Annotated in this window: 25 protein-coding genes; 10 read left to right on the top strand and 15 right to left on the bottom strand. The window is 68.6% G+C overall.

What is annotated here, in order from left to right; genetic code table 11:
- The first annotated feature begins 97 nt into the window (after positions 1–97).
- Positions 98–1,054, top strand: a complete 957-nt coding sequence (locus E3O23_RS16170) for a nuclease-related domain-containing protein (RefSeq protein WP_134492797.1) — start codon at positions 98–100, stop codon at positions 1,052–1,054.
- Between the two features lie 149 nt (positions 1,055–1,203).
- Here the strand turns inward: E3O23_RS16170 and E3O23_RS16165 are convergent, their stop codons facing one another.
- On the bottom strand, positions 1,204–1,800 hold the full coding sequence (locus E3O23_RS16165) for a hypothetical protein (RefSeq protein ID WP_134492795.1): 597 nt from the start codon (positions 1,798–1,800) through the stop codon (positions 1,204–1,206).
- A gap of 26 nt (positions 1,801–1,826) precedes the next feature.
- Complete coding sequence (locus tag E3O23_RS16160) at positions 1,827–2,384, bottom strand: DUF2510 domain-containing protein (RefSeq protein ID WP_134492793.1); 558 nt, start codon at positions 2,382–2,384, stop codon at positions 1,827–1,829.
- Positions 2,385–2,622: 238 nt separating this feature from the next.
- Between E3O23_RS16160 and E3O23_RS16155 the strand changes: the two genes are divergently transcribed.
- On the top strand, positions 2,623–3,357 hold the full coding sequence (locus tag E3O23_RS16155; protein ID WP_134492832.1) for an endonuclease/exonuclease/phosphatase family protein: 735 nt from the start codon (positions 2,623–2,625) through the stop codon (positions 3,355–3,357).
- Positions 3,358–3,683: 326 nt separating this feature from the next.
- Here the strand turns inward: E3O23_RS16155 and E3O23_RS16145 are convergent, their stop codons facing one another.
- Positions 3,684–4,088, bottom strand: a complete 405-nt coding sequence (locus E3O23_RS16145) for a hypothetical protein (RefSeq protein ID WP_174776660.1) — start codon at positions 4,086–4,088, stop codon at positions 3,684–3,686.
- 271 nt (positions 4,089–4,359) lie between these two features.
- On the opposite strand from E3O23_RS16145, the gene E3O23_RS16140 reads away from it, so the two are divergent.
- The 5 genes from E3O23_RS16140 to E3O23_RS16120 all read left to right on the top strand — a co-directional run bounded on the left by E3O23_RS16140 (position 4,360) and on the right by E3O23_RS16120 (position 10,750).
- On the top strand, positions 4,360–5,913 hold the full coding sequence (locus E3O23_RS16140) for a plasmid pRiA4b ORF-3 family protein (RefSeq protein WP_166790554.1): 1,554 nt from the start codon (positions 4,360–4,362) through the stop codon (positions 5,911–5,913).
- A 135-nt stretch (positions 5,914–6,048) separates the two neighbouring features.
- The gene (locus E3O23_RS16135; RefSeq protein WP_134492787.1) at positions 6,049–6,561 is read left to right on the top strand and encodes a mycothiol transferase; all 513 of its coding nucleotides are present in this window, start codon (positions 6,049–6,051) and stop codon (positions 6,559–6,561) included.
- Between the two features lie 132 nt (positions 6,562–6,693).
- On the top strand, positions 6,694–7,074 hold the full coding sequence (locus E3O23_RS16130; protein WP_134492785.1) for a hypothetical protein: 381 nt from the start codon (positions 6,694–6,696) through the stop codon (positions 7,072–7,074).
- Positions 7,075–7,264: 190 nt separating this feature from the next.
- Complete coding sequence (locus E3O23_RS16125; protein ID WP_134492783.1) at positions 7,265–8,563, top strand: glycosyltransferase; 1,299 nt, start codon at positions 7,265–7,267, stop codon at positions 8,561–8,563.
- 219 nt (positions 8,564–8,782) lie between these two features.
- Positions 8,783–10,750 carry a hypothetical protein gene (locus E3O23_RS16120; protein ID WP_134492781.1) on the top strand — a complete coding sequence of 656 codons (1,968 nt, stop codon included), beginning with the start codon at positions 8,783–8,785 and terminating at the stop codon, positions 10,748–10,750.
- Here E3O23_RS16120 and E3O23_RS18220 read toward each other — a convergent pair.
- Positions 10,747–10,905 (bottom strand): hypothetical protein, encoded by a 159-nt coding sequence (locus tag E3O23_RS18220; RefSeq protein WP_166790553.1) that lies wholly within the window; start codon positions 10,903–10,905, stop codon positions 10,747–10,749. The genes E3O23_RS16120 and E3O23_RS18220 overlap by 4 nt on opposite strands.
- Before the next feature lie 59 nt (positions 10,906–10,964).
- On the opposite strand from E3O23_RS18220, the gene E3O23_RS18215 reads away from it, so the two are divergent.
- Entirely contained in the window at positions 10,965–11,129 is a 165-nt protein-coding gene (locus E3O23_RS18215) for a hypothetical protein (protein WP_166790552.1), read from the top strand.
- Between the two features lie 28 nt (positions 11,130–11,157).
- Here E3O23_RS18215 and E3O23_RS16115 read toward each other — a convergent pair whose 3' ends face one another.
- Entirely contained in the window at positions 11,158–11,823 is a 666-nt protein-coding gene (locus E3O23_RS16115) for a nucleoside/nucleotide kinase family protein (protein WP_134492779.1), read from the bottom strand.
- A gap of 157 nt (positions 11,824–11,980) precedes the next feature.
- Here E3O23_RS16115 and E3O23_RS16110 point away from each other — a divergent pair, with 157 nt between their 5' ends.
- On the top strand, positions 11,981–12,361 hold the full coding sequence (locus E3O23_RS16110; RefSeq protein WP_134492777.1) for a DUF7670 domain-containing protein: 381 nt from the start codon (positions 11,981–11,983) through the stop codon (positions 12,359–12,361).
- Between the two features lie 174 nt (positions 12,362–12,535).
- On the opposite strand, the gene E3O23_RS16105 is transcribed toward E3O23_RS16110, so the two are convergent.
- From E3O23_RS16105 to E3O23_RS16080, 6 genes are all read right to left on the bottom strand, one after another.
- Complete coding sequence (locus E3O23_RS16105; protein WP_134492775.1) at positions 12,536–13,999, bottom strand: HNH endonuclease signature motif containing protein; 1,464 nt, start codon at positions 13,997–13,999, stop codon at positions 12,536–12,538.
- 129 nt (positions 14,000–14,128) lie between these two features.
- A complete protein-coding gene (locus tag E3O23_RS16100; protein ID WP_134492773.1) occupies positions 14,129–15,106 on the bottom strand; it encodes an NAD(P)H-quinone oxidoreductase in 978 nt (325 codons plus the stop codon).
- A gap of 64 nt (positions 15,107–15,170) precedes the next feature.
- Complete coding sequence (locus E3O23_RS16095) at positions 15,171–16,136, bottom strand: N-acetylglucosamine kinase (RefSeq protein WP_198415201.1); 966 nt, start codon at positions 16,134–16,136, stop codon at positions 15,171–15,173.
- Positions 16,133–17,323, bottom strand: a complete 1,191-nt coding sequence (locus E3O23_RS16090; RefSeq protein WP_134492771.1) for an SIS domain-containing protein — start codon at positions 17,321–17,323, stop codon at positions 16,133–16,135. Before E3O23_RS16090 ends, E3O23_RS16095 begins: the two co-directional genes overlap by 4 nt.
- Positions 17,316–18,683: a D-tagatose-bisphosphate aldolase, class II, non-catalytic subunit gene (locus E3O23_RS16085; RefSeq protein ID WP_134492769.1), complete on the bottom strand. Its 1,368-nt coding sequence runs from the start codon at positions 18,681–18,683 to the stop codon at positions 17,316–17,318. The genes E3O23_RS16090 and E3O23_RS16085 overlap by 8 nt, the downstream gene beginning before the upstream one ends.
- A 29-nt stretch (positions 18,684–18,712) precedes the next feature.
- A complete protein-coding gene (locus tag E3O23_RS16080; protein WP_134492767.1) occupies positions 18,713–19,585 on the bottom strand; it encodes a class II fructose-bisphosphate aldolase in 873 nt (290 codons plus the stop codon).
- Between the two features lie 136 nt (positions 19,586–19,721).
- Between E3O23_RS16080 and E3O23_RS16075 the strand changes: the two genes are divergently transcribed.
- Positions 19,722–20,588: a DeoR/GlpR family DNA-binding transcription regulator gene (locus tag E3O23_RS16075; protein WP_134492765.1), complete on the top strand. Its 867-nt coding sequence runs from the start codon at positions 19,722–19,724 to the stop codon at positions 20,586–20,588.
- A gap of 121 nt (positions 20,589–20,709) precedes the next feature.
- Here E3O23_RS16075 and E3O23_RS16070 read toward each other — a convergent pair whose 3' ends face one another.
- The 4 genes from E3O23_RS16070 to E3O23_RS16055 all read right to left on the bottom strand — a co-directional run bounded on the left by E3O23_RS16070 (position 20,710) and on the right by E3O23_RS16055 (position 25,133).
- Positions 20,710–21,546 carry a carbohydrate ABC transporter permease gene (locus E3O23_RS16070; protein ID WP_092321101.1) on the bottom strand — a complete coding sequence of 279 codons (837 nt, stop codon included), beginning with the start codon at positions 21,544–21,546 and terminating at the stop codon, positions 20,710–20,712.
- Positions 21,546–22,499, bottom strand: a complete 954-nt coding sequence (locus tag E3O23_RS16065) for a carbohydrate ABC transporter permease (RefSeq protein WP_134492763.1) — start codon at positions 22,497–22,499, stop codon at positions 21,546–21,548. Before E3O23_RS16065 ends, E3O23_RS16070 begins: the two co-directional genes overlap by 1 nt.
- A 37-nt stretch (positions 22,500–22,536) precedes the next feature.
- Positions 22,537–23,817: an ABC transporter substrate-binding protein gene (locus E3O23_RS16060; RefSeq protein WP_166790551.1), complete on the bottom strand. Its 1,281-nt coding sequence runs from the start codon at positions 23,815–23,817 to the stop codon at positions 22,537–22,539.
- 854 nt (positions 23,818–24,671) lie between these two features.
- Positions 24,672–25,133, bottom strand: coding sequence for a DUF2510 domain-containing protein (locus E3O23_RS16055; protein ID WP_134492759.1), 462 nt, complete (start codon positions 25,131–25,133; stop codon positions 24,672–24,674).
- Positions 25,134–25,212 lie beyond the last annotated feature (79 nt).

Raw genomic sequence — 25,212 nt, 5'->3', positions numbered from 1 at the left:
ACCGCCGTTCTCCCGCCCGTACTGGGGCGGTCCGCGGCCATTTAGGGGATGCCCGCCCCGGGCCCGGCGCCGGTAGTTTCGGCAGTGAGGGAGAAACATGGCAACAAACGCGGACACGATGCGGGACCGTTTCGCGGCGCAGGCGGTCATCGAGGAACTGCTGCGCGTGCAGGGCAACGTGCCGCGCCGGTCGACGCTCGGCCGACTGTTCGGACTGTCCCCGCTCGGCGCCGACAGCGTTCCCTGGTACCTCGGCGCCAAGGGGGAGCGGGCCGTGGGGTCCCTGCTGGAGTCGCTGCCGCCGGAATGGGCCGTGTTCCACGCGCTCCCGGTGGGCGTCAAGGGCTCGGACATCGACCATGTCCTCGTCGGGCCGCCCGGCATCTTCACCATCAACACCAAGCACCACCGCGGCCAGACCGTGTGGGTGGCGGGGCGCAACCTGCTGGTGTCCGGCCGGAAGACCCGCTACATCCGCGACGCCGAGCTCGAGGCCGAGCGGGTCACGGAACTCGTGCGCCGACGGATGCCGCGCAGCGCGCCGGCCCGCCCCGTGGTGGCGTTCGTCGGCCCGAAGCAGCTGACCATCCGGGAGAAGCCCGCATCCGTGACGATCGTCGACGCCCGCCACCTGCGCCGCTGGCTGCTCAGCCTGCCGCCGACCCTCGCCTGGCCGGAGCGGATGGAGATCACCGCGGTTGTCGACAACCCCGCGACCTGGCGCCGGCCGCCGGTAGCCGTGCCGGGACCACTCGTGTCGCCCGTGCGCTCGTCGCCTCCGCCCTCGGGCCGAACGGGTGCCCCCGGCCCCACCTCGTCGTCGTCGTCATCGTCGTCGTCGTCATCGCCATCGCAGCTTCCGTCCTACCGGGCGTCGGCGGCCCCGGCGCCGGCCGACGATCCGATCGCCCGCTTCGCCGCCCTCGACGCGGATGTTCGCGCCGCGCGCCGACGCCGCCTGCTGTGGGTGCTCCTCGCGCTGGCCACCACGACGGCCGGCGCGTTCCTGGCGGCGCCGCCGCTCACGACGCTGCTCCTCGGCTCCGGTCGCTGAGCGGGGTGGCGCCGGTCAGCTCCGGTCTTTGACGGTTGACGGTCAGCGGTCGGCGGTCGGCGGTCGGCGGTCAGCGGTCAGCGATCGGCGGTGATCGGCGGCGGTCGCTCAGCGACGTCGGCTAGCGGCGGTAGTTCCGCGACGGTCGGTCAGTCCGGGATCCGGCAGGTCGACGGCAGAGCCATCCGGCAGGTGTTCTTCACCGGGAGCGCCTCCAGGAGCGTCATGGCGAACGTATCGGTGGACGTGCCGATGACCTTTCGCTCGGCGATGATCGGCGGCGTTACGCGCGCCTGGGCCATGGTGATTTCGGCCGGGGGAGCCGCGGGCGCCTCTGTCGCGCCGGCGGAGTCCGCGGCGGAGTCCGCGGCGGAGTCCCCGGCGACGTCACCGTCGGTGTCCGCGGCCGATCCAGCAATCCGGGCCGTGGCGTTGGAGGCGCTGCCGGCCGCGAGATCCGGCTCGTTGACCGGGTTTGAGAGCGCGGCGCCGAAGGAGGTCAGCACCAGGCAGGCGGCGAGGCATCCGGCGGCGACGGTGCGGGAGGGAATCAGCGCCCAGGTGCGCCGGCCGGTGAGCAGTGCGTGGCTGGCCGTGGCCAGCCCGATCACGCCGACCACGAGGAGCAGCCCGGGCAGGCCCCCGGTGACGAGCCCGGCAAGCGCCAGGTACAGGGACGCGCCCCCGAGCACCCATGTGCCGGCCCGGGGGCGGCCGCGGCCGGCGCCGCGAACCGGGGCGGTCACAGGCGACCTTCGTCGACGGACATCGGCTACCCCAGCCCGGACAGGAAACGGAAGGCGTGGACGACCGTGACCAGTCCGCCGATGACGAGCCCGGCGATCGCGACCGCATTTCGGGCGACGCCAACGCCCGAGCTGAGCGGATGCCCTGACCTGGCGAGGCCGACGGCGGAGAACACCACGCCGAGGATGCCCAGGATCCCGTAGGGATTGAAGACGAGCGAGCCCAGGGACAGGACCAGGCCCCGCATCGCCGGGTCAGCGCTCCGTCGCGCCGCGCCCGTGCCGGTGGCCGTGCCCGTGCTCGGCGAATGGTCATCCGGAATCCGGTATCCGGCGGACGGAGGGTAGGCCGTCGATCCGGTTGCCCACGACTGTGCCTTCGCGGCCGCGGCAGCAGGCAGATCGCCGACGTCGGTGGCGTTCGTGATGTGCGAGACGGCCGGGATGTTGGCGCCCGAACCGGCCAGGCCGGCCCCGTCTGCCACGCGCACCTTGCGCTGCTCCGACCAGCTGACACCGTTCCACCAGCGGTCCTGCATGCCGTTTTCGGGGTCTGGATACCATCCTGGGTTCGGAATAGTCACAGGTGTGTCCTTCGTTTGGGCGGCGGTGCCCTATCGAGCCTAGAAGCTGGCCGCGCCGCGCGCAGCCCCCACATCGGGTACCCCTGGCGACCTGCGTATGGATTAGATCTGCGTGTGAGTTGGATGTGCGTGGGATGACCGTTCACCCGATTTTGCCGTGATGGCGCAGATTTCGATTCACCGTTCGCCGCGACGGACCGTAGGCTGTTCCTGCCCCTCAAACGTGAAACAGGTCTTCGTGAAGGTCATCAGCTACAACCTGCGCAAGCACAGCGCGATCGGTGAACTCATCGCGCTGGTCGAGCGTTACGAGCCCGACCTGCTCTGCCTGCAGGAGTGCGACACCCTCGACATCCCCGACGAGATCGGGCTGCTGCATCTGGCCGACTCGACCACGCGCAACCGCCTCGGCCTGGCCATCTACTACCGCAAGGACCGTTTCACCGCCGTCGAGACGCAGACCTTCGCGCTGAAGAAGTCGCTGCACGACCGCGTGCTCACGCCGGCGCACGAGCGCCTGATCGGCACCCGCCTGATCGACGATGAGGCCCAGCGGGAGTTGGTGGTCGCATCCTTCCACGCGGCCCCGCTGACCGCGTTGAACTCGTTGCGGCGCAACCAGATCCGGTCGGCCCACGAGGAGCTGCACACCCTCGGACCGGGACTGCCGACCCTCATGGTGGGCGACTACAACTACCCGCTGTTCAAGGATCACCTCAGCGCGCACGTGAAGAAGTCGGGCTACGACCTCACGCTGAGCGACAGCAAGACGTACACGCGCTACAAGTTCTTCCGCGGACACTTCGACCTGGCGACATCCATTGGCCTGACCATCGACAATGTGGAGACCCTGCCCAGCGGGACATCCGACCACATGCCGATCCTCGTGACCTCCACGTACACCCACGAAAGTACCGTGACCCTGGCGGATGCTCCGCCCACGCCGGGCGAGGCCGGCGACTTCAGCATCTAGCCCCCGCCCCGCCCCAGCACCCCAGCCAGCCAGTTCCCCCAGCCCAGCCAGTTCCCCCAGCCCAGCCAGTTCCCCCAGCCCAGCCAGCCCCCCCCAGCCCAGCCAGCCCCCCCCCAGCCCCGCCAGTTCCCCCAGCCCAGCCAGTTCCCCCAGCCCAGCCAGCCCCGCCCGCTGAGTTGCGGACAAACACCCTTCATTTCGAAAACGAAGGTACTTTTCCCGCAACTCAACCCTGTCTGGGCGGCCGGGGCTGGGACTGGGACTGGGGGCTGGGGCTGGGGGGCTGCCGGCTGCGGGCCGGCGAGCAGGTCAGTCGGTGTCGCTGCTCAGTCGGTGTCTGTGCTCATCTTTCCGGCCGGCTCGCGACGGGCGGCGCTTTCCATCCCCTCGTCGCGATAGTCGAAGTACGCAGTCACCGGCATGGGGTTCTCCCAGACCTCCCGGGTCATTCCGTGGACGTCCATGGTGCCCTCCATGAACCACACGTCGAACGGATCGCTCGACGCGGCCATGTCCGTGAACGCCTTCGTGAGGTCTTTCGCCTCGAGGAACACGCTGGCGAAGTCTCCCTGCGGAGTCTGCACGAGTGAGACGAACTCCCGACTGATGCGCAGGCGCTTGCGCGACTGCGCGTGTTGCTCCTTGCGGGGCCCTTTCGTCTCCTCGGTGAAGGCCTTCCAGGCATCCAGCTTCCCCGGCAGGATCGGAACGAACCAGCTGATCGATTCCATGACAAATACTCCTTTCGATTGGGGTTTGCAGGGCAGCCTAGTCCTGCCCGCACGCACGGCAACCGGGCTGCTCAGTTGCGGACAAACACCCTTCATTTCGCAAACGAAGGTACGTTCTCCGCAAGCGAACCCGCGGGCGGGGGCCGCTGGGGCCGCAGCCGCCATACACTGTGTCGGGATGACTGAGCAACCGACTCCCCAGCCACCGATATCCGGGCCACCGATATCCGGGCCACCGACATCCCAGCCACCGACATCCGAGCCCGGCAATGTGACCGACCTCGAGGACGCGAGGCGACGCTTCCTGGCCGCCGCGGCCGCGGCCGGCGCCGACTCCGGCGCCGATGGCGACGCCGACGCCGACTCGAGGCTTCAAGCGATGCAGGATGCCGCGCGCGCCCGTCGCGACCGACCGAAGAAGCCGCTGCCCCTGCTGACCCCGCCCGCAACGCCCACGCGCTTCCGTGTGCGCGTGGACCTTGTCGGCTCGGAACCGCCGATCTGGCGGCGGTTGAGCCTGCCATCCCACCTGACCCTCGACCGGCTGCACGACGTGCTCCAGAGCGCGTTCGGCTGGACCAACAGCCACCTGCACCAGTTCACGCTCACCGGCGACCCGCACGGTGAGGAGACGGTAGGCATCCTCACCCCGTTCGACGTGGAAGAGGGCGACGAGGGCGTGCTCGAGAGCGAGCTGCGGTTCGACCACTTCCTCGCGAGCACGGGCGACACCCTGCGCTACACCTATGATTTCGGCGACGACTGGGAGCACACGCTCACCCTCGAGGCGGCAGAGCCGGCTGTCGACGAGCCGACGGATGCGACCGTCCGCTGCCTTGCGGGACAGCGCCTGGGGCCGCCGGAGAACATCGGCGGCATCCACAACTACGAGCGAATCCTCGCGGTGGCGTTGAACCCGCGCGACCCCGAGTATTCGGACCTGATCGAAGAGATCTCCTATTTCGATCTGTTCAGCATCACGGACGACATCGACCTCGACGCGATCAACCGGGGTCTCGACCGCGTGGCCAGGGCGGACGCGGCCCTGGCCTGGCTGCGCGACCGCCGCGGAGGGGCCGGCTCGCCGATTGCGGACCTGATCGCCGGAGTCCACGAAGAGGCTCAGCGATACCTCGCCGGCTTCGTGGGGGGCGCTCGCCTGATGGAGCCGGTCGAGGTCGATGAGGCCGCGGCGGAGTCGGCGACACTCGTGATCCGCACCTTTCTGCGGCACGTCGGGGACGGCCTCCCGCTCACCAAGGCGGGATACCTCCAGCCTGCGGCCGTGATCGCGCTGATGGCGGAGCTCGATCCGGAGCAGAAGACGTACGGCAAGTCGAATCGCGAGGCCAACACGCGGCCGCTGCTCGACCTGCGGGAGACGGTCACGGACCTCGGCCTGGTGCGGAAGTACCGCGGCATGCTGCTTCCGACGAAACTCGGGCTGGCCGTGCGCGAGTCGCCCCTCGCGCTGTGGCACCACATCGCCGCTCGGCTTCCGGTGGAGCGCGACGGGCAGGCCAGGGATGCCGCGCTTCTTCTCCTGCTGCTGGTCGCGGCCGGGGAAGTGGGGACTTTCATCACCCTCGGCAAGTCACTGGATCTGGCCACCGCCGTGGCCGGCATGCAGCTCGAAGGGGACGGCCGCTACGGGAACGGGTCGGCGGTCTACAAGCCGCGGCACACCCGGGAGGCGCTCGAATGGGCGGGTTCGGCCTCGTTGCAGGATCCGCGACCGTTCCGGCTCCAGATGTCCGCGCCCAGCCGCCTCGACTCGATCGGCGCGCAGACCCTCGCCCGCGCCGCCCTCACGCCCGGGCGCTGAGCCCTCACGCTGTACGTACGCGCTCGCCAGGAAACACCTTCCGGGCATCCGTTTTCCCGGGCAGAATGGGCGCGAACCGAGTGTCGCCGCGGAAGGTCGCAGCCAGGCCCGATTCCTGGGCGAGGGGAGTTGGGGATGTTGTCGTCAGACCTGCTGATTGACGCGTTCGACCGGGTGTCGGGCGTCGTGCACTCGGTACTGAAGGATGCCGGTCCGGGGTTGCTCGGGTACCGGCCCGACCCGGAGGCGAACACGATCGCGTGGCTGGTCTGGCACCTGGCTCGCATCCAGGATGCGCAGGTCGCGCCCCTCATCGGCGAGGAGCAGGTCTGGACCGCCGACGGATGGTCGGTGAGGTTCGCGTTGCCGTTCGGGCCGAGCGCCACCGGATACGGGCACACGGCCGACGAAGTCGCGGCGGTGCGCTCGAGCGCCGAGCTGCTGGGCGGGTACTTCGACGCGGTGCATTCACGCACGATCGCGTACCTGCCGACCCTGGTCGAAACGGACTTCGTTCGCGTCGTCGACCGCGCGTGGAATCCGCCGGTCACTCTGGCCGTGCGCCTGGTCAGCATCATCGCGGACGACCTGCAGCACGCGGGGCAGGCCGCGTATGTGCGCGGGCTCGCGCTGCGCGCGGAACTCTGAGCGGCGGAACTCGGAGCGGCGGAACTCTGAGCCGCGCAACCTGAGCCGCGCCACCTGAGCCGCGCAACCTGAGCCGCGCAACTCGGAGTCACAGCGCGGGGCGGACCTCGCCCGGCCACTAGGATTCGAGCCATGACGACCACCGCCGTGTACCTCTTCTGCGCCCTGCTGGCCGCACTGGCACTCTTCCAGCTCCTGCTCATCGCGGGCCTGCCGCTGGGTCACCTCGCGTGGGGCGGCCAGAACCGGGTGCTGCCGGCTCGGCTGCGCTGGGGGAGTGTCGTGTCGATCGTCCTCTATGCCGCCTTCGCCTTCGTCGCCCTCGAACGGACAGGCATCATCGACGTCATTTCCAGCGACGCCTTCATCGCCATCCTGATGTGGGTGATCGCCGGCTACCTGCTGCTGGGAGTGGTGATGAACCTGCTCTCGAAGAGCAAGCCCGAGCGCTACACGATGGCCCCGCTCAGCCTGGTCCTCGGCGTGCTCGCCGTGATCATCGCCACCAGCTAGCCACCTCGCCGGTCGGGCCTGTCGAGCCCCCCGCCCCGAACTGACTTGCGGACAAAGTACCTTCCCAGCCCGCGGGAAGGTACTTTGTCCGCATCTCAACACGCCCGCGCCGACCCGCGAACGACTCTTGCCAGGCGTGGATGCCGCGGCGGATAATTTCCTCATTCCATCCCGAGTTGTGAGGTGAGGCGTGCCCAGCATCCTGATCGCCAGCGTCCCGATTCACGGCCATGTGTCGCCCTTGGCGGCGGTCGCCGCGGGCCTGGTCGAACGCGACTTCCAGGTCCGGTTCCTGACCGGATCCCGCTTCGAGGACACCATCCGCGCGACCGGCGCCACGTTCGTTCCCCTGCCCGCCGAGGCCGACTACGACGATCGGCTGCTGGCCGTCCGGGCGGAGGGAGAGGAGCGGCTCACCGGCGTCAAGGCGATCCGCCGCGACATCAACAGGGTCTTCCTCGCGCCCGCCCGGTACCAGTACCGGGCCCTCATCGCCCAACTCGAGGACCCAGCCGATGCCGTGCTGGCCGACCCCGCCTTCATCGGAGCGTCCCTGTACGCCGGCCATCCGGCATCCGCTCGGTCGGCACTTATCGGCGCGGGAGTGCTGCCGCTCGGGCTGTCGTCGCGGCACGTCGCCCCCTTCGGGCTGGGCATCGCGCCGATGGGCGGCCCGGCCGGCCTCGCGCGCAATGCCCTGCTGCGGGCGTTCACGGAGCGCGTCATCTTCGGGCCCCTGCAGCGCGACTACGACGCCGTCTTCAGCGACATCCACGGTCGCCCTTCGGGCTCCTTCGCCATGAACTGGTTCAGCCAGACGGATGCCGTCGTGCAGTTCTCGGTCGAGGCATTCGAGTACCCGCGACCGGATGCCCCGGTGGAGGTCCGCTTCGTCGGCCCGGCCGCCCGGGCGGTCCCGTCGACGTCGGAGCTGCCGGGCTGGTGGTCCGACCTGACCGGCTCGCGGCCCGTCGTGCACGTGACGCAGGGAACCATCGCGAACACGGACTTCGCCGAACTGGCGCGGCCGACCCTGGCTGCCCTCGCCGACGAGGACGTGCTGGTCGTCGTCGCCACCGGCGGCCGCCCGGTCTCCGAGCTGGGCGAGTTGCCCGCGAATGCTCGCGCCGCCGAGTTCCTGCCCTACGACCGGCTGTTCCCGCTGGCGGCGGTCATGGTCACCAATGGCGGCTACGGCGGGGTGCACTACGCGCTCGAGCACGGCGTGCCGATCGTCATCGCCGGCGACACGGAGGACAAGCCGGAAGTGGCGACAAGGGTCGCCTGGTCGGGCGTCGGGATCAACCTGAAGACCGGGCATCCGAAACCGGATGCCATCAGGAGCGCCGTCCGGGACGTCCTGACGCAGCCGCGCTACCGCGAAGCCAGCGCGCGAGCGGCCGAACAGATTCGCGCGTCTGAGGGCATCGACGCGCTCGCCGCCGCGATCGAGCGGGTCATCGCCGCACGCCGAGGCTCGTCCCGCTGATCTGTAGGGATCGCGCCCCCGCTGGTTCGAGCCTGTCGGGACCCCCGCTGAAGTTGAACTGCGGACAAAGTACCTTCATCTCGCGCCGGAAGGTACTTTGTCCGCAACTCAACTTCCGGGCAGACCCACGCCCCCCAACAGCCCGAAACCACCCCCGATGTCGGACCCTCGCCGTAGCCTCTACCCAAGGCGCACCACCCTGGCCGAAAGGGGACGGCAATGACGTACACGCGCGTGGAGTCCAGCGCCGCCGTGCAGCAGCTGGCCGCCGGCCTGCGCGATGCCGCCCGCGAGCGCCCCTGGGTCGTCGTCACCTCCCGCTTCGGATCCCGCGAGCCCGACATCCTCGTCGACCAGCTCGCCGAAGACGTCGGCGACGTCACCCGCATCTTCCTGATCGAGACCGGCGCCCTCACCCACGAGCTGAGCGACCTGCTGCCCGACCTCCTGCAGGCCTACGGCGGCGCCGGCCGTTCCTACCCCGTCGGTCCCGACGCGCTCGCCGACTTCACCAGGTCGAAGCTCCGCTTCCCCTACGCCAACCCGCCGCGGGCCACCGAGCAGCTGGTCACGGATGCCCTCGCCCACGCCCACCAGGCGGGCCTGTTCGCGCGCGCCCCGGCATCCGCGGTGTCCGTCACCGGAACCGTCAAGGGCTTCATCCCAGGGGGGTCCCGCGCGCTGGTGGAGCTGGCCGGCGGCGGCCTGGCCACCATCTGGCAGGAGCTCACCTTCCCGCCCGTACCGCTGGACTGGACCCTCGAACGCGGACAGCGCGTCGACGGCCTGCTCGACCGCGCGACCCGGCGCCTCAATGTCGAGGTCGGCACGCCGCCCGTCACGGCGCTTGCCGCGAGGTTCCCGCACAACAGCATCACCCTCGCGCTGGTGCAGCACGTCAACGCGAACCGGGCGGCGTTGGCCCTCCACCCGCACGCCGCGATCGGGGTCACGCGGCCGGACATCTCCCCGAACCCGCTCGACCAGGTCGACACCCTCCTCACCGAGGGCGACGTGGTGGCGGTGCGCGTGGTGCACCACCAGAGCGGCGCGTTGCACCTGCGCCTGACCGACGTCGACGACGACGAGCCCGTGCTGCCGCCCCTCGCGCTGGTGCGCAACGGCCCACCCTGGCTGCGCGAGAACCGCCCGCTCGTGCCGGTGATCGAACCCGTCCCGCTGGTCGAGCTCGCCCTGGCCCCGGAGGTCCAGCCCTCGGAGGTCGAGCGTGTCGAGACCACGCTCCCGGAGCTCGAGCCTGTCGAGACCACGCTCTCGGAGGTCGAGCCTGTCGAGAGCCGCTCCCGTCGCGCCGGTGATCGCCGCGCCAACCCCGCAGCAGTCAACCCCGCAGCCGTCCACCCCCGACCCGGGCCGGGCGTCGTTCGCGTCTTCACTCCACCCGCCCCGATGCCTCGGCAGGCCGTCGTCGACGCCCCGGCCGCACCCGCGGTCCCGGCCAGCGTCTCCCTGCAGTCCACCCAGCTGTCCCTCGTCGAGGCGAGGGCGCGCATCCGTCGGCTCGAGGCGCAGCTCATCGATGCGGGGGCGTCGGACTCCCAGCACGCCCAGTTGCGCGAGCAGGCGCGGACGGCCCAGCTCCAGCACCGGGAATCGCTCGTCGAACTCGGCACGCTCCGCCGCACCGAGGCCGAGCTTCGCGACGAACAGCGCACCCAGCGGCGCACGCTGCGGGAGTCCCGCCGCACCTCCACGCCCGCCTCGGTCGCCAGCGAGTTCGAGCGTCGCCGCGGGCAGTGGGCGGATGCCGACGGCTGGGTTCGCCACGAGCTCTACCTCGCCTGGGTGGAACGCATCGGCGCCACCGAGCGCGCCAAGTGGCCGCTTCCGGTCGACTACGCCCTGTCGGACGCCTTCGCCGACTCGCTTGCCGACCTCGACGACGGGCAGCTGGCGAAGGCGTTCAAGGCGTGCGTCGACGTACTCACCGGCAGGGTGGCGAGTGTTCCCGGTCGGCAGTTGCACGCGTTGCGCACGGGAAACGGCGCTACCGCCGCCGCCGTCGTGCGCCCGGACGGTGCCCGCTGCATGCGCGTCGCCATCGAGCAGAACACGCCCGCGGCCCGGCGCCTGCACTACTGGATGCTGCCCGGCAGCGGCAGCGGCAGCGGCATCGGCGGCATCGAGCTCGCCCGCGTCGTGACCCACGACGACATGGAACCCTAGGGCGCCCAGTACGCCCAGTACGCCCAGTACGCCCAGTACGCCCAGTACGCCCAGTACGCCCAGTACGCCCAGTACGCCCAGTACGCCCAGTACGCCGGACATGATCCCGATCGGGTGCGGTTCGCTGTGACCGCGATGGCTGGCGAACTTTTCATTGCGGTCGAACAGTCGGGGAGTTACCGTTGTTGAGACCCTCTCGGAAGGTAGCCCCCAGATGAAAATCAACCCCGGTTCCGACGGTGAGTACACCGACAAGGAACCCGAAACGGACGCGACAACGCCAGCCGACGAGCCGGATCTCACCGACGCGGAGGTCGAAGGCGAGTACACCGACAGCGAGACCCCGAACGGGCCCAACCCTCAGGACGCCCAGCCCTGACCTAAAGCTCGGGCGAACTTTCAGCCCGTCAGCCCGTCAGCGTCACGATCAGGTCGGCATCCTCGCGCGTCGACGCGATCAGGTCCGCGTTGGTCTGGTCGCTGCCGAGGGCGAAGGCCGCGGCATCCGTTTCGGCTCGTCCGAACTCCACGTGCCGCCCGATCAGGCGAGGCATACGCACCGGCGCTGGGGTGTCGAGGTACCAGACCGCGTCCAGCTGGCCGCGGATCGCCCGCCACTCGGGGGTGTCCACGAGCAGGTAGTTGCCCTCGGTGATGATCACCGGAATGCGCCGGGGGATGGCGACGGATGACCCGATCGGCTCCTCGAGGCCGCGGCGGAACGACGGCGCGTAGACGACCTCCTCGTCCCGGGCGCGCAGCCGGCGTAGCAGCGCCAGGTACGAGCCCGGGTCGAAGGTGTCGATGGCGCCGCGCCTCTCGGCCAGCGGCGTGCCCCGGATGATCTCGGTCGCGAGGTGGAAGCCATCCATCGGCACGACCACGGCCGTGTCGCGGCCAAGGATCCGGGCCAGCTCGGCCGCCAGGAAGGACTTGCCTGCACCCGGAGGCCCGCAGATGCCCAACAGGATGCGCCCGTCCGCGCCCTCGCCCAGCTCACGGAGACGTTCGGCAAGTCCCGCCGCATCCGCCTCGATCGTGTGGGGGAGTCCTCGGCGACGAGGCGTGTCCATGGGGCTCCTCGTGGTTGGAAAACGGTTCGGAATGGTTGGGAATCGTTGGGAACCGGTTGGGAACCGGCGGGCATCAGCCGTCCGCGGCACGTGCGTTCCGCGGGTTCGCTAACGAGGCTACTATCCGCTTCAACACCACTGACGAAAGGAACCAGTGATGAGTTCACGAACAGCTACGGTGGCGGGCTGGGTCGCTCTGATCCTGGGCATCCTGTTCGTTTTGCTCCAGGCCTATGGCTGGTGGGATGAAGTTCAGGCCCGCGGAGGCGGGGGCGATTGGCTCGAACGATGGGCGATCACGACGCACGTTCTGCCCACCCTGCTGCTGATCGCCTCCGTCGCGCTCGGCTGGCGCTGGCCGTTAGCAGGAGCCATCGGGTTCCTCGCGTATTCAGTCCTGACGGTCGTCAGCTACTACCCCGAATGGGCGTACGCCCCGTTGGTCACCGGACCCCCGTTCGTCATCGGCCTGCTGTTCCTCGTCGACTGGTGGCTGCGGCGACGCGGCGTCACCCCCGCACCCCGCCCGGTTACCTAATCCAGCCACCGGCTCGCCGTCTTCGCCGGCCTGTCGGCAAAGTCCGTGGACTGTGCCGTGGTTTGCAGAGGAAACCGTCGTCAGCGCCACTTGGTTCGCGCTCGCGTGGTGCCTCGGCATCCTCGTTCTCGTCCGACTGGCACCCGGTCCGACTGGCACTAGTCCGGCCGGCTCTCAGTCCGGCTGGTCGAGTCGTAGGTCGAGGGCGTCGGCGATGCGGGTTCGGGATGTGGTGGTGTAGCGCCATTTGCCGCCGCCGGGGTCGAGCCAGGGTGGTGCCTTGATCTGTGGGACGCCGCGGAGCATGCGGATCTTCCAGCCCGAGGTCTCGATCGTGCGGTGGTGGAACCAGCAGAGCAGGACCCCGTTGTCGGTGTGGGTGTCGCCGCCCCAGGCGTCGGGGATGACGTGGTGGATTTCGCTCCAGCTGGCCGGGATCTGGCAGCCCGGGATGATGCAGCCGCCGTCCCGGGCGGAGATCGCCCGGCGCTGCTCCCGGTTGAAGCACCGGTCGGGAACACCGAGCGAACAGATCGCGTTTTCGTCGCCGAAGACGACGGGCTGGATGCCGCCGGTGCAGACCTTCTGCCGCACTGCCCGCATCGACAGTGGCGCCTCGACCCCGTCGATCCAGCCCACTCCCTGTTCCTGGAGCAGGTCTTGCTGGCGGACGGTGACGAGGACGGTGGGGGCGGCGCCGCCGATGCTGGGGGCCTCGGCGCTGCGCGCCGCGACGTCGAGGATGACGGCGAGCACGTCGTGCCGTTGCTGGTCGTAGGTGCGGTCGTCGCGCTCCAGCACCGACTGTTCGAGCTGCTCGGGGGTGAGGAACGCGACCGGGGCGGTCTTCGGGGAGAGGTAGGCGTCGAAGAGGCGTTGCAGTTGGCCGCCGATCTCGGGCAGCAGCCGTCCGGAGACCGGGATCGTTCCGCCGTGTTCACGGCCGAGGCGGAGTCCGCGTTCCTGGAAGGCGCGCTCGTCGTCGGGGCGGGCGCCGTCGGGATCGAGCACCGGCTTCCAGACGGAGGCCTGCAGCCGGATTTCATCAGCGGTGGCCGGCACGGCGGTGTCGATGCTCTGCCCGGTCGCCGCGGCGACGAGTTCGGTTTCGGCCAGCTGCACATTCTGAAGGTCAGCGCGGCGCAGCGTCGGGGCGAGGGAGCCGAGGATCGCTTCGGCGGTGTCGAGGCCGAGCGTGCCGGTGGCCAGTCCGGCCGCGGTTGCCGGGAACCTGGGTGGCAGGGCCTGGCCGGCGATGGAGTAGTCGGTGCGGAGCTGCGCGCCGAACCGCATGCGCCGGTTCGCGGTCGGCCCGGAGACCAGGGTCATCCGCTGCACCAGCTCGGAGGGGGTGCGGCAGCCCTTCTTCGCCGACAGCCGGTCGCTGCCAAGTTCCGGGCGGGAGCGGTCGGCGATCTCGGCGGCCGCGGCGACCCGGAGGGCGTCGACCCGGCGGCCGGCTTCCTCGATCGCCGCGGTCACCATCAGCAGCCCGTCGTCACCGAGGCCCCGGACGGCCGAACACCCGAGCGCGGCGCCGATCCGGGCGCTGATCGCCGCGAATGACGCGAGCGCAGCCTTGGCGTCGACGGGGGCCGATCCGGCGGTCGCCTGAAGCGTTTCGGTGGGGGTGTTCATGCGTCAAGTCTCCGCGGAACCACCGACATTCCTGCCGACAAAGGCCAGGTCAGCCGTATTTTCTGTGGATAACTCCGACAGGGCGCGCCTGTGGAGGAATGGCATCCGCCAACGCTCGCACCACCCAGCTCAGGGCACCAGCAGGATCTTCCCCACGTGCGCCGACGACTCCAGCAGGCGGTGCGCATCCGCCGCCGACGAGAACGGGAACCGGCTGTCGATCACGGGGCGGAAGGCTCCGGATTCGACCCAGGGCCAGACATCCGTTCGGATGCCGCGGATGATCGCGGCCTTCTCCTCGAACGGGCGGGCGCGGAGCGTCGTGCCCCAGTACCGCCCGCGCTTCTGCATGAGGTGGAACGGGTTGAAGCTCGCGTTCTCGCCGCTCTGGTTGGCGATCACCATGATGCGTCCGCCCATCGCCAGCGCCGCCACATTTCGCGCGGCGTACGAGCCGCCGATGATGTCGAGGATCACGTCGGCCCCGTGCCCGCCGGTGGCCGCCCCGATCTCCGCGGGGAAGTCCTGCTCGCGGTAGTTGATCAGGATCTCCGCGCCCAGGCTCCGGCACACCTCGAGTTTCGCAGCCGATCCGGCCGTCACCGCGACCCGAGCGCCGGACAGCACGCCGAGCTGGATCGCCGTCGTGCCGATGCCGCTGGCGCCGCCGTGCACGAGCAGCGTCTCGCCCGCGACGAGGCCCGCGCTCATGAACACGTTCGACCACACCGTCGCCAGCGCCTCGGGCAGCCCGGCCGCCTCGACGAGGTCGAGCGAGTCCGGAACGGGCAGCGCGAGGTCCTCGTGCACCACGGCCTCGGTGGCGTAGCCGCCGCCGGCGAGCAGCGCGCACACCCGGTCGCCGACCGCGAACAGGCGCACCTCGGCCCCGACCTCGGTCACCACGCCCGACACCTCGAGCCCCGGCCACTGCGGCGCCCCGGCCGGCGACGGGTACCGGCCCTCGCGCTGCGATACGTCCGCACGGTTGACGCCCGCCGCGGCCACCAGAATCCGGATGTCCCTGGTCCCGACGGGCAGGTCGTCCACGGTGCTGAGGGAGAGGGCTTCGGGCCCGCCGGGGGCGTTCACGAGGATTGCGCGCATGCGCTCATCCTAGGAGCGGCCCGCTCCGCGCCCGACGGTCAACCCCGTAGTCACCCGGCAACCCTCACCGGGAACGAAGAACGGCGAGCGCCTTCTCCGACAGGGGGCTGCCGGCTTTCTTTGCCGCGTAGAGCGCCGCACCGGCGACGGGGCTGAACAGGGGCGGGCGCAGGTCGTAGTACGGGCTCCGGGCGACCAGGGCGTCTTCGAAGCCCCGGCGAATGAACTCCGCGTTGAACATCCCGCCCGAGTACGACACGGGGACGGGCTCGCCCTCGCCGAAGCCGAGCTCGACCCGCGTCGTTTCGACAATCGTGGCCAGCTCGGCGCACGCCTCGGTCAGGATGCCGGCGGCAACGGCGTCACCCTGCGACTCGGCTTCGACGACCGTCTTGGACAGGTCGGCGATGGCGCTCCGCTGACCCTGCCAGCGGTCGACCACGACATGGATCAGGTCGAGGTCGCTGTGCACGCCGACGCGCGACTTGATGGCGTCGTACAGCGGGCCGCGGGGGAGGCGGCCATCACTCATCCGGGTGAACGCGTTCAGGCCGCGGGTGGCGATCCAGTACGCCGAACCTTCGTCGCCGAACAGTTCGCCCCAGCCGCCGACTCGATAGCCCAGGCCGTCACGCTCTCCGTAGGTCATGGAGCCGGTGCCGCTGATGACGTTGATGCCGTCGATGCCGCCCAGTGACCCGGCCCAGCCGCAGACCATGTCGTTGCCGCAGGAGTACCGGTCGTGGCCGAGAACGTTCCGGGGGAGCGCGTCCAGGGTTTCCACGTCGTCGCTCGCCTCGCCGTAGCCGGGCAGGCCGAAGAAGGCTTGACGGATGTCCGCTGCCTCGACGCCCGCAGAGCGGCACACCTGGCCGACACCGTCAGCGAGGACCCGTTCGACGAGCTCGATTCCCTCGGTGAAGTAGTAGCAGCTCCGGGTCACTGCCTCGGCCAGAATCCGTCCCGAGTCGTCGAGGAGCACGAAGGCGGTTTTCGAACCGCCGCCGTCGACGCCCAGGAACAGAGTCACGGCCGGGTGCTCGTCACCGCGGCTTCGCCCGCGACCGGCGCCAACGGGTGGATGCTGACGCCCTGGACAACGCGGTTGACGTCGCCTCCGGGGAAGGGGTTGTCTGCTGTCGTGCCGAGCTGCAGGGCGAACGACAAACCGAGGATCTGTGCCACGACGACGTAGCCTACGGCAAGGTATGCGTCGTTCAGGCCGGTCAGCCCCTCGAGAACCCACGATTCACCGTGCGTCGACGGCAGCGGCTCGGCGGCGATCGCGATGACGCTGTCCGGGTTCTGCGTCGAGCGGAGCTCGGCGATGATGTCCAGGTCGTACTGGCGGGTGTACGGGTCCGATGACACGTAGACGAGCACGAGCGTGCGGTCGTCGAGCACGGCCTTCGGGCCGTGGCGGAAGCCCAGGGCGGAGTCGAAGTAGGTGACGACCCGGCCGGCGGTGAGCTCCAGGAGCTTCAGCGCGGATTCGCGCGCCAGCCCGGTCAGCGGACCGCTGCCCAGGTACACGATCCGGTCGTATCCGTTGGCGGCGAGCTGGCGGATGGCCTGCTGCCGGGACTGGATGACGCTGGTCGCGGCGGCGGCGAGGGCGCTGACCGCGGAGTCATTCTCGCCCCCCAGGATGAGCAGGCACGACAGGAGCATCGACGTGAAGCTCGAGGTCATCGCGAACCCCTCGTCGTTGGAACGTTCGGGCATCAGCACGGTCATCGACTTCTCGCGACCCTCGTGCTCCCGGTAGAGGCCGCCGACCCGGTCGCAGGTCAGCACCAGGTGGCTGACGTCGGTGAGGCACTCGTCGGCCAGGCGGGTGGCGGCGATGCTCTCCGGGCTGTTGCCCGATCGGGCAAACGAGATGAGCAGCGTGGGCAGATCCTCCGTGAGATAGTCCCGCGGGTTCGAGACGATGTCGGTGGTCGCGAGGGCCTCGACGCGGCGGTCGAGAAGGCGGGAGAGGGCCGGAGCGGCGATCTCCCCGACGAAGGCGGATGTTCCGGCACCGGTCAGCAGGATGCGCAGGTCGGGGCGGGCCAGCAGCGGCGCGAGGAAGGCATCCAGCTCCTGGCGCAGTGCGGCGATGGCGGATGCCGCCTCGCCCCATACCGCGGGCTGCTGGATGATCTCGCGGACCGTGGCTTCAGAGCCGGGGCCGGGGGTGAGGACGCCGGGTGAGGTGAGCGGACTAGTCATTGAGATTTCCCTCGGTGGATGCGGTGGAGACAGCGGATGCGGTGGGTGCAGTAGCTGCGGTGGTGGACGGTTCGGGAAGAACGGGGAAGCAGGCCGCCGAATAGGGGCGCAGTGCGTCGCGGACCTTGTCGACAACGAGCTCCCGAGGATCCGGTGCCAGGATGCCGGCGCGAACGCGGGCGTACTGCTCGGGCAGGAACTGGCTGATCAGGGGCAGCGGGATCTGCAGGTTGCCCAGGTTCTCGTACAGGCGGTTCTCCGCGGCCTCGATCTCGGGGTCTGGCCAGTAGTAGCGCAGCCGGTCGCTGTAGCTGAAACGCCGGGCGATGCGCTGTTCGTCGGCGCTGCCCTCGTAGTAGCCCTCCCAGTAGCCCGGGTTGGCGAGCATTCGGCGTTCGATGACGTTGATCAGGTCGGAGCGGTCCGCGGCGGGCACCAGCTCGTCCTCGACCTTGGCCAGGGCGAAGAGCGCCTCGCGCATCGCGAACGTCAGGCCGGGACCCACCTTGAGGATCGCCCAGTGGTCCTCGACGAGCTCCGTGAGCCGGCCGGTGAGCTGGTAGTCCGTGGAGTGCGCCTCGAACACCAGGCCGGGCTCGTCGCCCAGCACGGTTCGGAGGTCGACCGTCGCTTCTCGGCGGTAGGCGATGACCTGCAGGTGGTCGAATTCCACCCCGGGCTGCACGACCATCGCGATGATCCTTGGCCAGACGTCCTGAAGATCGAGTTCGGCGAACGCGGTGCGGTGCCGGTCGAGCGTCTCGCGCGCGGCCTCCGGCGATGTCGCCGTCAGTTCATCGAGCGTCTCGTGGGCGCCGCCCGGCACCGGCACCTCCGTACCGATGACGTAGAGGACCTGGCCCGGGATGCCGGCGCGCTGGGCGGCATCCTCCGCGACCCGCAGGAGCCGTGCCGTGCGCGTCGCCACCAGGTCGTCGCCGACGGGCACGGGGTCGCCCGCGCACGACATGCTGCAGTCGAGGTGAATCTTTGTGTAGCCCGCCTCGACGTACGCCGCGACCAGGGTCTCCGCGTTCTTCATGGCTTCCTCGGCCGGCAGCTTCTGCCAGCGGTTCGGTCCGAGGTGATCCCCGCCGAGAACGAGCCGGTCCCGGGGGAAGTCCAGGCGGTCCGCGATCGCGTACACGAGTTCGCGGAAGTCGGGCGGACGCAGGCCCGTGTAGCCGCCGAACTGGTCGACCTGGTTGGACGTGGCCTCGATCAGGGCGTACGTGTCGTCGCTCGCCGCCTGGCGGATGGCGGCCTCCAGGACCGTCGGGTGTGCCGAGCAGACCGAGTAGATGCCGACCGCGTCGCCGCTCTTATGCTGACGGATCGTGTTCCACAGGTGATTTGGCATCGTGCTCCTTGTTTTCGGTTCCGGACGCATCACTGCGTCGGCCCGTTCTGACGCTCCGGGTCGACAACGACGCAGAGATGGGCGACGGCGCGGGCAACGGCCTCGCGCCCTTCCGCGAGGTATTTTCGGGGATCGGTGGTCTCGGGATTCGACTGCAGGAATCGACGGATCTCCCGGGTGAATGCGACGTTCAACGCCGTTCCCACGTTCACCTTGCGGATGCCGGCCCGGATCGCGTTCGTGAGCGTCGCATCGGCCACGCCGGAGGAGCCGTGCAGCACGAGGGGGACCGGAAGCTGGGCGGCCAGGGTGCCGATCAGGTCCAGGTCGAGCGAGGCATCCTGGGAGGTCATCGCGTGCGAGCTGCCGACCGCGACGGCGAGTCCGTCCACCGCTGTCTGCCGGACGAAGTCGCGGGCGTCGCCGGGGTCGGTGCGCACGCCGGGCGCGTGGGCGCCGTCTTTCCCGCCGATCTCGCCGAGTTCGGCTTCGACCCAGAGGCCCAGGTCATGGGCGTGCCGTGCGAGCTCGAGCGTGCGCTGCACGTTCTGGGTGTATTCGAGATTGGAGGCGTCGACCATGATCGAGCTCACCCCGAGTCCGGCGGCCTGCTCCAGGGTGCGCTCGGTCAGCTCGAGGTCCTGGAAGTGGTCGAGGTGGATGGCGATGGGGGCGGTGGATGCCGCGGCGAGCCTGGCGCAGGCGGCCAGGATCGGCGCCGGCGCTCCGCCGTGAAAGCGGACGGCATTCTCGCTCACCTGCAGGAGAGCCTGCGCGTTCGCCCGTTCGACGCCGGCAACGATGCCTTCGGCGTGCTCCAGCGTGATCACGTTGAAGGCGAGGACTGCCCGCTTGTCGGTCACGGCCCCGGCGACAAGGTCCCGGGTGGTGGCGAGCGTCACAGCGCGTCCGTCGCCACGAGCGTCACCTTAGTCATGAGTAAATACTGCGACATACTGCGTGGATCACGCAATATGACGAGCGTTTTGACGCTAAAGTGGGCACAAACAATGCGCACTTGATACAAGAAAGCGAATCATGTCCCCAGACGGCTACTTCGAATCCCATCCGCGCGCAGTATCGGCCAAGCGCTCCGACCGGATGCGATCGGTCCTGTCCGCGCTGCATGACCAGAACACGGTGTCCCTGGCCTCCCTCGCCGAGGACCTCGGGGTGTCGGCCGCTACTCTCCGCCGAGATCTGGCCGACCTCGACGAGCAGGGCCTGCTCGTGCGAACCCACGGAGGCGCCCGCGCCCTGGACTCGCACAGCGAGATTCCGGTCCGGCTTCGCGACACCCAGTTTCGGGAAGCCAAGCAACGTATCGCCCGGCGCGCGGTCGAAATGATCCCCTCCGGGCCGTACGCGGTGGCGATCAGCGGCGGCACAACCACGGCGGAGGTGGCCAGGGCCCTCGGCAACCGCACCGAGTTGACGATCGTGACCAACTCGCTCACCACCGCCCTGGAGTGCGCGGCGCGGCCGCAGCTCAAGGTGATCATCACCGGCGGAGTGGTGCGGTTGAGTTCGTTCGAGGCGGTCGGCTCGCTGTCCGAGAACACCTTCAAGGCGATCAACGTGGGCACGGCCATCCTGGGCACCGACGGCATCACGGCAAGCGGCGGGGTCACGACCCACGACGACACCGAGGCGCGCACGAACAACGCGATGGTCGCCAGCGCCCAGCGGGTGATCGTGGTCGCCGACGGTTCGAAGGTCGGACGGGTGACCCTCGCGAAAATGGCGGACCTCTCGCAGATCAGCGACCTGGTCACCGACTCGAATGCGGACCCGGCCGAGCTCCAGCGCATCGCCGACGCGGGCGTCCAGGTGCACGTCGTCGACCTCACCGGGACGCGGCCGTCCCGTGCCAGGCAGGCGAAGGCCGCCTCCCCGGACGCTTAGGACGTTTCTCCCAAAGCCGGATTGCGGGGAAATTTGAGCTGCGCGGGCGGTGCGCCGCTGCGCGCGTGGCGCATCGCCCGCGTAGCGGCGCACTACGAGCGCATCGGTCCCACACGCACGGCTACTTCACGCTTCCGGCGAGCAGCCCGCTGACGATGTACTTGTTCAGGATCAGGGCGATGGCCGCGGGAACGGCGATGGCGATGATTCCGGCGGCGCTGAGCAGCGAGAAGGGCACGACGTGCCTGCCCTGCAGCGCAGCGATGACGACAGTCAAAGGCTGCGTCGACAGGTCGCTCGACAGCACGAGCGGGAACAGGAACTGACCCCACGCGAACAGGAACGTGATGATCGCGGTGGAGATGATTCCGGGCAGCGCCAGGGGAATCACGATGTGCCACAGGATCTTCATCCGGCTGGCGCCATCCATGGTGCCGGCTTCCTCAATGGCCAACGGAAGACTCGACATGTAGTTGTAGAGAATCCAGGTCGCGAGCGGGAGGAACCCCGAGACGTACACGAGCACGATGCCCGTATACGTGTTGACGAGGCCGAATGTGCTCAGGATGCGGTAGATCGGGATCAGGGTCGTGTACGCCGGGAATGCCATCGTGGCGAGCACGGCGTAGAAGAGGATCTTCCCGCCCCGGAACTTCATCCGCGCGAATGCGTACGCTGCGAGCGTCGCCAGCACGACGGTGATCACTGTCGCCAGGGTGCACTCGATCAGGATGTTGATGGAGGACTGGCGAATCGCCGCTGCGGTCTCACCCTCGCCAGTGAGCAGCGCTAGGTAGTTGGACAACGTCGGAGTAGGCGGAACGTAGTTCGAGGGCTTCGAGCTCACCTGGGCGTCCGTTTGAAGGCTGGTGTTCAGCGCCCAGTACACGGGCACGAGCGACCAGATCACGATGAAGGCGACTCCGAACCATCGGAACCAGTGCGGACGGCGATTCATCAGTACTCCACAGGGCGGTAGACGAGCTTGAGAATTCCGAGCGACAGCACCAGCGTGACGATCGTGATGATGAGCGACAGCGCGTATCCCTGCCCGAAGTCAAGGTTTTGGAAGCTGATGAAGTAGGTCTGCATGGTGAGGGATGCTCCGGTGCTGGCAGCGCCGTTGAGAATGTAGGGCTGGTCGAAGATGTTGAGGGTCGCGATCACCGCCTGCACCATCGCGATGGTGATACCGGGCGCGGTGAGCGGCAGGGTGACCGACCAGAACACCTTCCACGGCGAACCGCCGTCCAGGCTCGCGGCTTCATAGAGTTCATCGGGGATGTTCTGCATCGAAGCCAGGACGAGCAGGGTGGAGAGCGGGGTGATCTGCCAGACCTGCACCATCTCGATGGCCAGGATTGTCATGAATTTGTTCTGGCCGAGGAAGACCTGGTAGGTGTCGATCAGGTGCATGGACGTCAGCAGGCTGTTGACCAGGCCGGTATTGCTGTCCCAGATGTTGCTCCAGATGATCCCGTTGACGACGCCCGGGAGGGCCCAGGGCAGAATCAGCACGGCGATGAGCAGGGAGCGACCGAGAAACTTCTTGCGAAGGATGACCGCGAAGAACACCGCGAGGACCGTCGACAGGATGACGCCGACGAGCACGTAGATCACCGTGTTGCCCATGCTCGACAGCACGCCGGCGTCGTTGAACAGGTTGACGAAGTTCTCAAAGCCGTTGAACCGCACGGGCGGATTCAGCGCCTGGTCCTTGAAGAACGAGGCCACGATCGTGAAGACCGCGGGGATCAGGGCGAGGCTGATGATGAAGAGTGCGAGCGGGGTGACGAGGGCGTAGGGCAGGATGTCGAATCGGCCGCGCCGTTTGGCCCTGGGGGACGCGAGCTTCGCGCGTCCCCCAGGGCCTACGACTGGGACGTTCTTGATCCGGGTATCAGTGTTCACCGTTGCGTTTCAGGTCGGGTTGCGCGTCGGGTTCGGGTCACGAGCCGCTTGAGAGCTTGTCAGCGGTGTCGGAGATCGCCTTCATCGCATCCTTGACGCTCATGGAGCCCGCTGCGGCAGCATGCAGGTTGGTGTTGACCGCTCGGGAGAACTCGGGGTACCAGGCGGGTGCACCCTCGGGGAAGACCGGCCGGGCGCTGTCCTTGAGAATCGAGGTCAGCACGTCTCCGCCGGCCAGCTTGCCATCCGCGGTGAGTTGCTCGATGGCGCTCAGGCGAGAGGGCAGGAAGTAGCCGGGGAATACGTTCTCGGGGCCTTCGCCGCCCGCGAATCCGTACTGGGCCTTCTGGGAGGTGAACCACTCGATGAACTTGGCGGCCGCCTCCTTGTACTTGGCGGTGACGGGAATCCCGATGCCATCCGGGTTGCTGACGTTCGGCCCGACACCGTCGACGCCGGGGGTCGGCAGGTAGGCGACCTTGCCGACGACGCTGGACGTGTCGGGGATGTCGTAGAGGCTGCCGACGTTTCCGGAGTAGTCGGCGAACGTGGATGCGACGCCTCCCTTGGCCATGAGCGTCTGCTGGCCCTGCGTGTCGCTCACGTTGATGTTTCCCGGGGGAACGAGCCCGGACTTGACGCCGTTGACCATCCACTCGGCCGCCTTGTAGCCGGCGGAATCGGGGTCAGAGAACTGAGGCTTGCCGTCGCCGTCGAGAACAGTCCCACCGAAGGCGGCCGTGGTCTGGTACCAGTAGGTGGAGAGCCCTTCCGCCGCGGCGAAGGGGATGTTCAGGGGGTGCTCAGCTACGCCGCTCGACTTCAGCTTTTCCAGGTCCGCGGTGTATTCCGCGATGGTGGTCGGCATCGTCGTGATCCCGGCCTTCTGGAACAGCTCCGTGTTCACCGTCGTGGTGAGGAAAGAGGCGTCGAAGGGGATGCCGACAACGTGCCCGTCCGACACGAAGGAGTCCAGCTGCGGCATGTCCTTCTTGTAGGAGTCCGTGTCCAGGTAGTCCTCGAGGGGCTCGAACCACTTCAGCGTGCCCAGCTGCCCGACCCGAGACCAGTCCACGTCCGTCGCGTCGGCGAAGTACGTCTTGGCGGCCGATGAGGCAGCGATCTTGGTCTGGAGGCTGTCCCAGTCGATGGTCGACCATTTGACCTTGATGCCCGTGTCCTTGGTGAACTCGGCAAGGGCGGCCTTGGGCGGCGGGGCGGTGAACAGGGCGACGGTGATCGTCACGCCCTTGGTCTGGGAGGAGGACGTGTCCGCGGCTGGCGAGCAGCCGGAGAGGCCGAGGCCCAGGATAGCCACACTCGCCAGGACTGCGCCCGTTCGTGTGTGTTTGCGCAATGAAGCCATTTCAACCTTCCGATCCTGGAAAGCGCGGAAAGGCGCTCACCGCTGGTAACCGACCCATGACGATGCTGTCAAGTGAAATGACTGTGCCACACACTGCGCACTTACGCAAGAAATGTGCATAAAAACTGCTCACTTCAACCATGGGTCGGTCAAAATGAACGGTTGAGCGGAGTCGGACCGCTCGCCCGGCCGGTGGTCGAGCCTGTCGAGACCCGCCCTCCCAGTCGGTGGTCGAGCTTGTCGAGACCCGCGCAACAAAGAGGGCGCCTTCCGCCGCCTCACCGAACGGATGCTCGACGCGCGCTTGGCCGAGGCGCGTGACGCTGCCGGCGCATCCGTCGACCCCGCCGAACGCTTGACCGGCGTGCTCCAGGCCAAGCTCGGTCTCGCGCTGACCCCGTGGCGCGACAGTCCCCCGAGGCGACCGCCTCGACCGCGTACCTGCTAGTGATGCAGTAGCCGCCGACCGGGAAGACGAGCCGACCGCCACTCACCGACGCGCCCCGCTTCGAGGTCGGGCCGCTCGGAATTAAGGTCAGCCTGATCGAACCCGAGCTGGTCCGCACCGACTTCGGCGGGACAGCCGCGCACACCCTCTCCTGCTCGGTCGTGCCGGCGGGCCCTTACGCGGGCCTCAACGCCGCGGCCGACGAGCAGATGCCTCAACCGTTCCACCCTGCTGACCGCCCAGTCCTTCGACGCGCACCTGCGGATGCCGTTCCAGAACGAGGCTGAAGCGGCGAGTGCGCAGGTGGACGCCGGCGGCGTCGCGCCGCCCGACCCCGTCGCGGTCGGATGCTATCGATCTAGCCGAGTTGCGACATGCGGTACCCGGCGAAGGCGATTCCGATAAGCCCCAGCACTATGGCAGCAATCGCCGTGCCTCGCCCAGTGATCTTGTGGCCCGCACCCTCAAGCTCGTGTGACTTCGCCAATCCGATCGCCCCGAAGACGATCCCAAGCACGCTCAAGATGGCGAACGGGTTGAAGAGGAACGAAAGGATCGCGAGAACACATCCTGTGTATGCCAGCGAATTGTTCTTTCGTACCTGCCGGTCTTTGTCCTTCTTCGTCGGAGGAGCCTCAACTACGCGCGTGGCTCCGTAGCCGGCCATTGGAACATAGGCCGGGGCTGGAGTAGGTGCGCCGACTGGTACCGGCTGTTGCACTCGACCCTGCCGTTGGTCAGACCACGCATCGCCGTCCCACCAACGGACTTGCTGCTCGTCCTGCGGGTCTGTGTACCATCCGGGGCCGGGCTGAGTCATTGGGAAGCATCCTTCGTTTGTGGAGAGAAATGGAAAACCGCGGATCGGGATTCGGTGATGAGCTCGAGGCCCGTCTGTG

It is taken from the genome of Cryobacterium tagatosivorans, from assembly GCF_004402215.1.
In the GTDB taxonomy this organism is placed as follows: domain Bacteria; phylum Actinomycetota; class Actinomycetes; order Actinomycetales; family Microbacteriaceae; genus Cryobacterium; species Cryobacterium tagatosivorans.
This window is presented reverse-complemented; position numbering and strand designations above follow the sequence as displayed.